The 11,792-nt window shown below is 68.0% G+C and carries 10 protein-coding genes; all 10 read right to left on the bottom strand.

Annotated elements, in window-relative coordinates; all coding sequences use genetic code 11:
• Nucleotides 1-72: 72 nt before the first annotated feature.
• Nucleotides 73-426 (bottom strand): RNA polymerase-binding protein RbpA, encoded by a 354-nt coding sequence (locus BLS25_RS06360; protein ID WP_055955187.1) that lies wholly within the window; start codon nt 424-426, stop codon nt 73-75.
• Between the two features lies 1 nt (nt 427).
• Nucleotides 428-676, bottom strand: a complete 249-nt coding sequence (gene secG, locus BLS25_RS06355) for a preprotein translocase subunit SecG (protein WP_056232190.1) — start codon at nt 674-676, stop codon at nt 428-430.
• Between the two features lie 113 nt (nt 677-789).
• The gene (tpiA, locus tag BLS25_RS06350; RefSeq protein WP_056232195.1) at nt 790-1,578 is read right to left on the bottom strand and encodes a triose-phosphate isomerase; all 789 of its coding nucleotides are present in this window, start codon (nt 1,576-1,578) and stop codon (nt 790-792) included.
• Nucleotides 1,569-2,783, bottom strand: a complete 1,215-nt coding sequence (locus tag BLS25_RS06345) for a phosphoglycerate kinase (protein ID WP_056232199.1) — start codon at nt 2,781-2,783, stop codon at nt 1,569-1,571. The genes tpiA and BLS25_RS06345 overlap by 10 nt, the downstream gene beginning before the upstream one ends.
• A gap of 6 nt (nt 2,784-2,789) precedes the next feature.
• Entirely contained in the window at nt 2,790-3,800 is a 1,011-nt protein-coding gene (gene gap / locus BLS25_RS06340; protein WP_056232202.1) for a type I glyceraldehyde-3-phosphate dehydrogenase, read from the bottom strand.
• A 103-nt stretch (nt 3,801-3,903) separates the two neighbouring features.
• A complete protein-coding gene (locus BLS25_RS06335; protein ID WP_074695146.1) occupies nt 3,904-4,530 on the bottom strand; it encodes a superoxide dismutase in 627 nt (208 codons plus the stop codon).
• Between the two features lie 351 nt (nt 4,531-4,881).
• Nucleotides 4,882-5,859 carry a DNA-binding protein WhiA gene (gene whiA, locus BLS25_RS06330; RefSeq protein ID WP_074694854.1) on the bottom strand — a complete coding sequence of 326 codons (978 nt, stop codon included), beginning with the start codon at nt 5,857-5,859 and terminating at the stop codon, nt 4,882-4,884.
• A 40-nt stretch (nt 5,860-5,899) separates the two neighbouring features.
• Entirely contained in the window at nt 5,900-6,781 is an 882-nt protein-coding gene (rapZ, locus tag BLS25_RS06325) for an RNase adapter RapZ (protein ID WP_056232207.1), read from the bottom strand.
• Nucleotides 6,782-6,812: 31 nt separating this feature from the next.
• Nucleotides 6,813-8,756, bottom strand: a complete 1,944-nt coding sequence (uvrC, locus tag BLS25_RS06320) for an excinuclease ABC subunit UvrC (protein ID WP_056232210.1) — start codon at nt 8,754-8,756, stop codon at nt 6,813-6,815.
• 2 nt (nt 8,757-8,758) lie between these two features.
• Nucleotides 8,759-11,728 (bottom strand): excinuclease ABC subunit UvrA, encoded by a 2,970-nt coding sequence (gene uvrA, locus BLS25_RS06315; protein WP_074694853.1) that lies wholly within the window; start codon nt 11,726-11,728, stop codon nt 8,759-8,761.
• Between the last annotated feature and the right edge of the window lie 64 nt (nt 11,729-11,792).

The raw sequence follows: 11,792 nt of genomic DNA, 5'->3' as shown, positions 1-11,792 counted from the left end.
CACGTAGGTGTGGAAAGGAAAAGGGCCGGATGCCATGGCATCCGGCCCTTCTCTCGTTCGCGCGGTGAGGACTTACTGTCCGCGACGCTCGCGCAGCTGCTGCAGAGCGTCATCGAGGAGCGAAGCGGCTTCTTCGTCGCTGCGGCGCTCCTTCACGTAGGCGAGGTGCGTCTTGTACGGCTCCGCCTTGGCGAGAGCCGGCGGGTTGGCCTTGTCGCGCCCGGCGGGGAGCCCGGAGTGCGGGGAGTCGATCGTCTCGGGAATCTCGTCGTCGGGGATTCCCGCGGCGAAATACCGGACGGTCTCGTTGCCGAGGGCGTCCCAGTACGAGACGGCGACGCGGTCGGCGTGGAAGCCGTGATCCTGCTCGCCCATGGGGCCCGCGCCGACGCGCGAGCCACGGATGGCATTGCCGCCAGTGGCCATGTCAGATCTCCGCGAACTTGGTGAGGAGACCGAGACCCACGATGGTGACGAACCACACCAGCGCGAGCACGATCGTGAAACGGTTGAGGTTGCGCTCGGCCAGGCCCGACGAACCGAGGGCGGAACTCATGCCGCCGCCGAACATGTCGGACAGACCGCCACCGCGACCCTTGTGGAGCAGGATGAGCAGGGTCAGCAGGAGGCTGGTGATACCCAGGAGCACCTGCAGGACGAACTCGAGAATCTGCACAGTCGAAAGCCTTTCGTAGCGATCAGGTCGACCGCACAAGCGTCAAGTATACGGGGAGGCGCCCCAGACGCACGGATGCCCGCGGCGAAGCGCCGCGGGCACCCATGTCGGCGTCAGACGCCGACGTGCTTCTGGAAGCGGACGATCGCGGCGAACTCGTCGACGACGAGGCTCGCGCCACCCACCAGGGCGCCGTCCACATCGGGCTCGCGCATGAAGCCGGCGATGTTCCCCGACTTCACCGAACCGCCGTAGAGGACGCGCGTGCGAGCAGCCGCATCGGCGCCCAGCTTGTCGGCGACGACCGCACGGAGCTTGGCGCAGACCTCCTGGGCCTGGTCGGGCGTCGCCGCCTGACCCGAACCGATGGCCCATACCGGCTCGTAGGCCACGACGATGTCGGCGTCCGCCGCCACGCCCTCGAGCGCGACCTCGAGCTGACCGACCGGAACGGCGCTGGCGCCGAACTTCTCGAGGTCCTCCGAGGTCTCGCCGACGCAGATGACCGGCGCGAGACCGTGGCGAAGGGCCGCCTGGGTCTTCGCCGCGACGACCTCGTCGGTCTCGTGGTGGAACTGACGACGCTCCGAGTGCCCGATGATCACGTACTTCGCGTCGAGCTTGGCCAAGAACTGACCCGAGATCTCGCCGGTGTACGCACCGGAGTCGTGGGCCGACAGGTCCTGACCGCCGAGGGCGAAGTCGATCTTGTCGGCGTCGAGCAGCGTCTGCACGGTGCGCAGATCGGTGAACGGCGGGAAGACCGCGACCTCGACGCTTCCGGCCTCGTGCTTGGCTTCCTTCAACGTCCAGTGCAGCTTCTGAACGAACGCGACCGCCTGCAGGTGGTCGAGGTTCATCTTCCAGTTGCCGGCGATGAGAGGGGTTCTGGTCACTGCCATCCGAGGACCTCCAGTCCGGGGAGCTTCTTGCCTTCGAGGAACTCCAGGCTGGCGCCGCCACCCGTGGAGATGTGGCCGAACGCCTCGTCGGCGAAGCCGAGCTGACGCACGGCTGCGGCGGAGTCGCCACCGCCGACGACGCTGAGGCCGTCGACCTCGGTGAGTGCCTGGGCGACGGTCTTGGTGCCGGACTCGAACGCCTTCATCTCGAACACGCCCATCGGGCCGTTCCAGAAGACGGTGCGCGAGCCGCGGACGGCGTCGGCGAACATCTCCGCCGTGCGGGGGCCGATGTCGAGGCCGAGACCGGACGCACCGAAGGCGGTGTCTTCGAGGGCGTCCGCGTCGGCGACCACGTGATCGGCGTCCGCCGAGAACGAGGCGGCGACGACCGCATCCACCGGCAGCACGATCTCGACGCCGCGCTCCTTCGCCGAAGCGAGGTAACCCTTCACGGTGTCGATCTGGTCCTGCTCGAGCAGGCTCGAGCCGACCTTGTGCCCCTCGGCGACGAGGAAGGTGAACATCATGCCGCCACCGACGAGAAGCTTGTCCACGCGCGGCAGCAGGTGCTCGATGACGCCCAGCTTGTCGCTGACCTTCGAACCGCCGAGAACGACCGTGTAGGGCCGCTCGGGGTTCTCGGTGAGACGGTCGAGGACCTCGAGCTCCTTCTGGATGAGAAGGCCGGCGGCCGAGGGCACCAGCTGAGCGAGGTCGTAGACGCTCGCCTGCTTGCGATGCACGACGCCGAAGCCGTCCGACACGAGGGCATCGCCGAGAGCGGCGAGCTCTCGGGCGAAGGCCTGGCGCTCGGACTCGTCCTTCGAGGTCTCGCCCGCGTTGAAGCGGAGGTTCTCGATGACGGCGACCTCACCGTTCTCGAGCGAGGCCACGGCATCCTGAGCCGACTCGCCCACCGTGTCGCGCGCGAACGCGACCGGCTGGCCGAGGAGCTCGGACAGGCGCTGCGCGACCGGCTCGAGGGAGTACTTCGGGTCGGGGGCCCCGTCGGGGCGGCCCAGGTGCGAGCACACGATCACACGCGCGCCGGCGTTGATCAGTGCGTTGAGGGTCGGCAGCGACGCGCGCACGCGGCCATCGTCCGTGATGATCCCGTCCTTGAGAGGAACGTTGAGGTCACAACGGACGATGACGCGCGTGCCGGCCAGCGACCCCAGCGAATCGAGGGTGCGCAGAGCCATGGAGGGTCAGAGACGCTCGGCGACGTACTCGGTCAGGTCGACGAGACGGTTCGAGTAGCCCCACTCGTTGTCGTACCACGACGAGACCTTGACGAGGTTGCCGCTGACGTTGGTCAGCTCGGCGTCGAAGATCGACGAGTGCGGGTTGCCCTGGATGTCGCTCGAGACGATCGGGTCTTCGGTGTACTGGAGGATGCCGTTGAGGCGACCCTCGGCAGCGGCCTTCTTGTAGACCTCGTTGACCTGGTCGACGGTCAGACCATCGGTGGGCGTGACGATCGTGAGATCGACGATCGAGCCGGTGGGAACCGGAACGCGGTACGACGAGCCGCTGAGCTTGCCGTTGAGCTCGGGCAGCACCAGGCCGATGGCCTTGGCGGCACCGGTCGAGGCGGGAACGATGTTGATCGCCGCGCCGCGCGCACGACGCAGGTCGCTGTGCGGGCCGTCCTGGAGGTTCTGGTCGGCGGTGTAGGCGTGAGCGGTCATCATGAAGCCGCGCTCGATGCCGAAGGCCTCGTTGAACACCTGGGCGAGGGGCGCCAGGCAGTTCGTGGTGCAGGACGCGTTCGAGATGATGACGTCGGTCTCGGGGTTGTACGTCTCTTCGTTGACGCCCATGACGATCGTGGCGTCGTCGCCCGTGGCGGGAGCCGAGATGAGGACCTTCTTGGCCCCACCGGTGATGTGCTTCTTGGCGTCTTCGGCCTTGGTGAAGCGACCGGTCGACTCGATGACGATGTCGACGCCCAGCTCGCCCCAGGGGAGGTTCGCGGGGTCGCGCTCTTCGAAGACCTTGATGGTCTTGTCGCCGACGGTGATGGAGTCTGCGGTGTACGAGACGTCCTCGGTCAGCACGCCGCCGACGGAGTCGTACTTGAGGAGGTGCGCCAGCGACTTGTTGTCGGTGAGGTCGTTCACCGCCACGATTTCGAGGTCGGCACCCTGCGCGAGAGCCGCGCGGAGGTAGTTGCGTCCGATACGGCCGAAGCCGTTGATTCCGATCTTGACGGTCACGGAATATCTCCTGAATCAGTTGTGCGCGAGAAGCGCGTGATTGCGGTGTTCGCTGGCGGACAACGGCGTCCCGGTGAGGTGTCCCACCGGGACGCCGCACCGTTTACGACAGTACCAGCAGACCCGCGGTCTTCTCTCGGGCGGCGGCGAAGCGCTGCTGGGCGTCATCCCAGTTCGCGATGTTCCAGAACGCCTTCACGTAGTCGGCGCGGACGTTCTTGTAGTCGAGGTAGTACGCGTGCTCCCAGACGTCGAGGAGCAGGATCGGCACGGTGCCCGCGACGATCTGACCCTGCTGGTCGAAGAACTGCTGAATGACGAGGTTCTCGCCGATCGAGTCCCAGAACAGACCCGCCCAGCCGGAGCCCTGCACGCCGAGGGCGGCGGCGGCGAACTGCGCACGGAAGGCGTCGAACGAGCCGAACTGGTCGTCGATGGCCGACTCGAGGTCGCCGGTGGGCTTGTCTCCACCGTTGGGCGAGAGGTTCGTCCAGAAGATCGAGTGGTTCGTGTGACCGCCGAGGTTGAACGCGAGGTCCTTCTGCAGGCGGTTGATGTTGGCGAAATCGCCCTTCTCGCGCGCTTCGGCGAGGAGGTCGAGAGTGGTGTTGGCACCGTTGACGTAGGTCTGGTGGTGCTTGCTGTGGTGCAGCTCCATGATGGTCGCACTGATGTGCGGCTCCAGCGCCGAGTAGTCGTAGGGCAGTTCGGGCAGCGTGTAGTTCGCCATGATCTCAACTTCCGAATCGGGCGCTGCCGAAACCTCTTCGCCGAGACGACGTGCCGAGGGATCGAGCAGCGAGGGTGACGAGTTCATCCTACTGAGGGGTAACCACGGCGCACCGGGGTTGCTTCCCCGGATGACGGAAGATAAACGCCCGGGCGCGTCGGAAGGGGGCGATGGATGCCGTGACCCGCGGAGCCCGGACGAGCGAGGTCGCACTCAGCGGGCGTCGGTGATCGCAACAGCCCGAGCGTCACCGGGGCGCCCCGAGGACGGCATCCCCCCTCCGCCCCCGGATCTCTCCGGAACAGCGGCCTCGATCCCGGGATGCCCGCAACGGCGGCGCCCCACCCAGGCTCAGTCCTCGGCACCCACCGGAACAGCAGCCTCGGTTCCCGGGATGCCCTCGACGTCGGCCTTCTTGTCGGCCATGGCGAGGAGGCGGCGGATACGGCCGGCGACGGCGTCCTTGGTGAGGGGCGGGTCGGCGTGGTGGCCGAGCTCGTCGAGGCTCGCGTCGCGGTGCTCCAAGCGCAGCTCACCCGCCTGCTGAAGGTGCGCGGGAACGTCGTCGCCGAGGATCTCGAGAGCGCGCTCGACACGCGCGCACGCCGCGACGGCGGCCTGCGCGGAGCGGCGGAGGTTCGCGTCGTCGAAGTTCACGAGACGGTTGACCCCGGCCCGCACCTCGCGGCGCTGGCGCATCTGGTCCCACTCCCCCGCGGTGCGGCGGGCACCCATCTCGTACAGGGCTCCGCGGATCGCCTCGCCGTCGCGGACGACGACGCGCGGCACTCCGCGCACCTCGCGGGCCTTGGCGGGGATGCCGATGCGGTGGCCCGCACCCACGAGCGCCATCGCCGCCTCCGACGAGGGGCACGAGATCTCGAGGGCCGCGGAACGACCGGGGTCGCTCAGGGTGCCGGCGGCGAGGAATGCTCCACGCCAGATGGCGCTCAGGTCGGGACGCGAACCGGTGGTCAGCTTGTTCGGCAGGCCGCGCACGGGGCGACGGCGCTGGTCGAGGAGTCCGGTCTGCCGCGCGAGGGTCTCGCCCGCCTCGATCACGCGCACCGCGTAGAGCCCGCCCGCACGCCCGCCGGAACCCTGCACGTGGTGCAGTTCGGGACGGACGCCGTAGAGCTCCATGAGGTCGCGGGCCACGCGGCGCGCGAGGATGTCGGAGTCGAGTTCGGCCTCGACCGCGACGCGGTTGGCGATGGAGTGCAGACCACCGGAGAAGCGCAGGAGGGCCGTCAGCTCGGCGACGCGCGCGGTCGGGCGCGGGTCGCGAACGGTGATGAGTTCGGCCTTCACGTCGGCGGTCAGCGGCACGGTTCTCCTCGGGTGGGGGCGGCGGGGACGACGGTACAGCCTACTCGCGACCGAGGTCGCGGTGAGCCACACGGACGGCCACCCCGGGCACATCGGACAGACGTGCAGCCAACTCCCGGGCCATCACCACCGAACGATGCTTGCCCCCCGTGCAGCCCACAGCCACGACGGAATGCCGCTTGTTCTCGCGCTGATACCCCTCCATCACGGGGCGCAGCGCCGCCGCGTACGCATCGAGGAACTCCGCCGCGCCCTGCTGACCCAGCACGTATTCCCGCACGCGGGGATCCTCTCCGGTGAGCGCGCGCAGATCGTCGTTCCAGAACGGATTCGGCAGGAAGCGCATGTCGGCGACGAGATCGACGTCGGGCGGCAAGCCGTACTTGAACCCGAAACTCATCAGCGTGACGGTGTGACGCGCAGCGCCCTCTTCGCCGAACAGCTCGACCGCCCGCAACGACAACTGATGGACGTTCAGGGCGGAGGTGTCGATCACGACGTCGGCGGCCTCGCGGACCGGAGCCAATCGCTCGCGCTCGCGACGGATGCCGTCGAGGATCGTGCCGTCGTGCTGCAGGGGGTGCGGCCGGCGCACCGCCTCGAACCTGCGCACGAGCACCGCGTCACTGGCATCCAGGAACACCACCCTCACCTGCCGGTTCGCCTGCAGGGTGCGCATGGCCTCGGGAAGGTCGCCGAACAGCGATCGGCCGCGGACGTCGACCACGACCGCGACGCGCGGAACCGCCCCACCGGCGAGCTCCGTGAGCTCGAGAAGCGGCCTCAGCATGCGCGGGGGCAGGTTGTCGACCACGTACCAGTCGAGGTCTTCGAGGGCGTTGGCGACCGTGGATCGCCCGGCGCCCGACATGCCCGTGACGATCAGCACCTCGCCTGGCTCGTCGTCGCGTGCCGGTTCCATGGGCGATCGCCTCCCGTCGTGTCGGTCCAGCCTACCGAGCCAGATGGCTGTGGATGTTCTCGGCGAGCGTCGGCCCGATGCCGGGGAGCTCCATGATCTCTTCGGGCGTGGCGTTCTTCAACGCCGAGACCGACCCGAAATGCCGCAGCAGCGCCTTGATGCGCGTATCGCCGAGTCCGGGCACCTCGGTGAGCACGCTCGTGATGTCGCGCTTGCGGCGCTTGCGCTGGTGGACGATCGCGAAGCGGTGGGCCTCGTCGCGCAGACGCTGCAGCAAGTACAGCGCCTCCGAGGTACGCGGAAGGATCACCGGGTACTCCTCCCCCGGCAGCCACACTTCTTCGAGACGTTTGGCGATGCCGCACAGCGCGATCTCCTCGTGCCCCGCGTCGGCGAGGGCACGGGCCGCGGCGGCGACCTGGGGCTGACCGCCGTCGACCACGAGCAGCTGCGGGCGGTAGGCGAAGCGCGGCCTCTTGCGGGCCGTGACGACCTCGCCGTCGGCCGTCGCCTCCTCGGAGTCGGGATCGGCCACGATCGCCCCGTCGATGGTCTCGGGCTCGATCTCGTCGGGCCGGTCGAGGTACGCCAGCCGGCGACTGAGCACCTGGTACATCGAATCGGTGTCGTCGGTCGTCTCGGCGACGCCGAAGGAGCGGTACTGGTCCTTGCGCGGAAGGCCGTCCTCGAACACGACCATGGATGCCACCACGTTGGTGCCCGACAGGTGCGAGATGTCGAAGCACTCGATGCGCAACGGCGCCTCGGTCATGCCGAGAGCCTCTTGCAGGTCGGTGAGGGCCTGCGACCGGGCGACGTAGTCGCTCGTCCGGCGCGTCTTGTGAAGCATGAGGGCCTGTTGCGCGTTGAGCGTCGCGGTCTTCAGCAGGTCGGCCTTGCGGCCCCGCTGGGCGACCTGCAGGGTCACCGGGCGGCCCCGGCGTTCGCGCAGCCAGTCCTCGAGCTGCTCCGCGTCGTCGGGGAGTTCGGGAACGAGCACCTGACGGGGGATGTCGCTCGAGTCCGCGTCTCCGTAGGTGCGCTGGAGGACCTGGTCGACGAGATCGGCACCGGAGATGTCGATCTCTTTCTCGATCGTGGTGGCGCGGACTCCGCGCACGCGTCCGCCGCGCACCACGAAGTGCTGGACGGTCGCGGCGAGCTCGTCCTCGGCGATGCCGAAGAGATCGGCATCCGTGTCGGAGGCCAGCACGAGCGCGCTCTTGCCGAGCACGGCGTCGATGGCCTGCAGGCGGTCGCGGTAGTGCGCGGCCGACTCGTAGTCCATCGCGGCCGAGGCCTCTTTCATTCGCGACGTCAGCTCGCGCGCGAAGCGCTGGTCGCCGCCCGACATGAAGGCGACGAAGTCGTTGACGATCGCGCGGTGCTCCTCGATCGTCACCTTCATCGAACAGGGTCCACCGCAGCGCCCGATCTGACCCGGGAAGCACGGTCGACCGGAGGCCATCGCCTTCTTGTATGACGAGTCGCTGCACGTGCGGATCGGGAAGACCTTGATCATCAGGTCGATCGTGTCGTGCACCGCCCAGACCTTGGGGTACGGGCCGAAGTACTTTGCCCCGCGGATCTTCGGGTTGCGCGTGACGATCACCCGCGGCGCCTCGTCGGCGAGGGTGATCGCCATGAAGGGGTACGACTTGTCGTCCTTGTAGCGGACGTTGAACGGCGGATCGAACTCCTTGATCCACATGTACTCGAGCTGCAGAGAGTCGACGTCGCTGGGCACGACCGTCCACTCCACGCTCGCCGCCGTCGTGACCATGCGGCGCGTGCGCTCGTGCAGCGAGTGCAGCGGAGCGAAGTAGTTCGACAGGCGAGCGCGCAGGTTCTTCGCCTTGCCGACGTACAGCACGCGCCCCTCGGCGTCCCGGAACCGGTAGACCCCCGGATTGGTGGGGATCTCGCCGGCCTTGGGACGATACGGAAGGTGCGAGACCCGTTCGCGGGACGCCATGCTCAGCGCGCCGCGCTCACGAGCTCTCGCTCGGTGTCGCCGGTCTCGACCGTCGCCGCGTTGCGCTGCGCGCCGGTGCGACCGGTCTCGAGGAGCTCCGCGAGGAAGGCACCGGTGTGGCTGCCCTCGACCTTCGCGACCTGCTCGGGCGTGCCGGTGGCCACGATCGTTCCCCCGCCGGCGCCGCCCTCGGGGCCGAGGTCGATGACCCAGTCCGAGCTCTTGATGACGTCGAGGTTGTGCTCGATGACGATGACGGTGTTGCCCTTGTCGACGAGACCGTTGAGCACCTTCAGCAGCAGGGACACGTCTTCGAAGTGCAGACCGGTCGTCGGCTCGTCGAGCACGTAGATCGAGCGGCCGTTGCTCCGGCGCTGCAGCTCGGTCGCGAGCTTGACGCGTTGCGCCTCACCGCCCGACAGGGTAGTCGCCGACTGTCCGAGGCGCACGTAGCCCAGGCCGACATCGACGAGGGTCCGCAGGTAGCGGTGGATCGCCTGGATCGGCTCGAAGAAGTCCGCGGCCTCGGAGATGGGCATCTCGAGCACCTCGGCGATGTTCTTGCCCTTGTAGTGCACCGACAGGGTGTCGCGGTTGTAGCGCTTTCCGTGGCAGACCTCGCAGTCGACGTAGACGTCGGGCAGGAAGTTCATCTCGATCTTCAGCGTGCCGTCGCCGGAGCACGCCTCGCAGCGCCCGCCCTTGACGTTGAAGCTGAAGCGCCCGGCCTGGTAGCCGCGCACCTTGGCCTCGGGCGTCTCGGCGAACAGGCTGCGGATGCGGTCGAAGACGCCGGTGTAGGTGGCCGGGTTCGAGCGCGGCGTCCGGCCGATGGGCGCCTGATCGACGTGCACGACCTTGTCGAGGTTGTCGAGTCCGGTGACGCGGGTGTGCTTGCCGGGTACGCGCCGCGCGCCGTTCAGCTTGGAGGCGAGGACCTCGTACAGGATGCCGTTGACGAGCGTGGACTTGCCCGAGCCACTGACCCCGGTGACGGAGGTCAGCACACCGAGCGGGAAGTCGGCCGTCACATTCTGGAGATTGTTCTCGCGTGCCCCGACGACCGTGACCTGGCGCTTCTTGTCGATCTTGCGGCGCTTCTTGGGTGCCTCGATCGAACGGCGGCCCGAAAGGTAGGCACCGGTGAGGGAGCGCTCGTCTTCGAGGAGTTCGGCGAGAGGGCCGGAGTGGACGACGTTTCCGCCGTCGACGCCCGCGCGGGGTCCGATGTCGACCACCCAGTCGGCCGCGTGGATCGTCTCTTCGTCGTGCTCGACGACGATCAGCGTGTTGCCCAGGTCGCGAAGGGTCTCGAGGGTCTGGATGAGACGGCGGTTGTCGCGCTGGTGCAGGCCGATCGACGGCTCATCGAGGACGTAGAGCACACCCGTGAGGCCGGAACCGATCTGGGTGGCCAGGCGGATGCGCTGGGCCTCGCCGCCCGAGAGCGTACCGGCGGCGCGACCGAGGCTGAGGTAGTTCAGGCCGACCTGCAGCAGGAAGTCGAGACGAGCCCGGATCTCGCGCAGCACTGCGGCGGCGATCGTGGCCTCGCGGTCGGTCAGCGTGAGCTGCGAGAAGAAGTCCCGCGCGTCGGCGAGGCTCATGCGCGATGCCGCGGCGATCGAGGTGCCGTCGACGAGGACCGAGAGCACCTCGGGCTTGAGACGGTCGCCGTCGCAGACCGCGCAGGGAACCTCCCGCAGGTACTCCGACCAGCGCTGGCGCTGCGTGTCGGACTCGGCCTGGAGATACTGACGCTCGATGTACGGAACAACGCCCTCGAAGCCCGAGGAGTACCGCATCTCACGGCCGTAGCGGTTCTTCCATTTGACGGTCACCTTGTAGTTCTCGCCGCGGAGGACAGCCTGCTGGACGTCGTGGGAGAGGTCCTTCCACGGGGTGTCGAGCGAGAACTCCAGGTCGCGCGCGAGTCCTTCGAGCAGGCGCTCGTAGTACTGGAACAGGCCCTTGCCCTGCGTGGTCCACGGCAGGATCGCTCCGTCGCGGATGGAGAGTTCTTCATCGCCCAGCATGAGGTCGACGTCGACCGACATGCGCGTGCCGAGGCCCGAACACACGGGGCACGCACCGAACGGCGCGTTGAACGAGAACGTGCGCGGCTCGATCTCGGTCAGCTGCAGGGGATGGCCGTTGGGGCACGCGAGCTTCTCGGAGAACGACTGCCAGGCGTCGTCGCCCTCTTCGTCGACGTAGTTGACCTGCATGATGCCGCCGGCGAGGCCCATCGCGGTCTCGACCGAGTCGGTGACGCGGCTCAGGTTGTCACCGGAGGCTACGAGGCGGTCGACGACGACCGCGATGTCGTGCTTGTAGCTCTTCTTGAGTGTCGGGGGCTCGGCCAGCTGGACGAGCTCGCCGTCGACGACCGCGCGGGCGTAGCCCTTAGCGCTGAGCTCTTTGAAGAGGTCGACGAACTCGCCCTTCTTCTGAGTGACGACGGGGGCGACGATCTGGTAGCGCGTGCGCTCGGGCAACTCCATGAGCTGGTCGGCGATCTGCTGGATCGTCTGACGCTGGATGCGGGCGCCGCAATCGGGGCAGTGGGGAACGCCGACGCGCGCCCAGAGCAGGCGCATGTAGTCGTGGATCTCGGTGATCGTGCCGACCGTCGAGCGGGGGTTGCGGTTGGTCGACTTCTGATCGATCGAGACGGCCGGGCTGAGGCCCTCGATGAAGTCGACGTCGGGCCGGTCGACCTGTCCGAGGAACTGACGCGCGTACGCGCTCAGCGACTCGACGTACCGACGCTGCCCCTCGGCGAAGATCGTGTCGAAGGCGAGGCTCGACTTGCCAGAACCCGACAGACCGGTGAAGACGACGAGCGAATCGCGGGGGATGTCGAGGTCGACGTTCTTGAGGTTGTGGACACGCGCGCCCCGGACACTCAGCTTTCCGCTGGTACCGGAATTCGCGGATGACGAGGGCTGGGCGACAGGAACGATGGGCACCTGTTAAGTCTAGGTCGGACCTCCGACATCGGCCCCGGGTTCGCCCGGGGCGCACGGATGTGCG

Origin of the sequence: Microbacterium testaceum StLB037, assembly GCF_900104345.1 — a bacterium.
In the GTDB taxonomy this organism is placed as follows: Bacteria; Actinomycetota; Actinomycetes; order Actinomycetales; family Microbacteriaceae; genus Microbacterium; species Microbacterium testaceum_A.
Note: the sequence above shows the minus strand (reverse complement) of the source record. Positions and strands in the feature narration are given on the sequence as shown.

Coding starts and splice junctions, on each gene's coding strand:
- BLS25_RS06360 (WP_055955187.1), bottom strand. CDS start 426: ATGGCCACTGGCGGCAATGCCATCCGTGGCTCGCGCGTCGGCGCGGGC.
- tpiA (WP_056232195.1), bottom strand. CDS start 1,578: ATGGCAGTGACCAGAACCCCTCTCATCGCCGGCAACTGGAAGATGAAC.
- BLS25_RS06345 (WP_056232199.1), bottom strand. CDS start 2,783: ATGGCTCTGCGCACCCTCGATTCGCTGGGGTCGCTGGCCGGCACGCGC.
- BLS25_RS06335 (WP_074695146.1), bottom strand. CDS start 4,530: ATGGCGAACTACACGCTGCCCGAACTGCCCTACGACTACTCGGCGCTG.
- rapZ (WP_056232207.1), bottom strand. CDS start 6,781: ATGGAACCGGCACGCGACGACGAGCCAGGCGAGGTGCTGATCGTCACG.
- uvrC (WP_056232210.1), bottom strand. CDS start 8,756: ATGGCGTCCCGCGAACGGGTCTCGCACCTTCCGTATCGTCCCAAGGCC.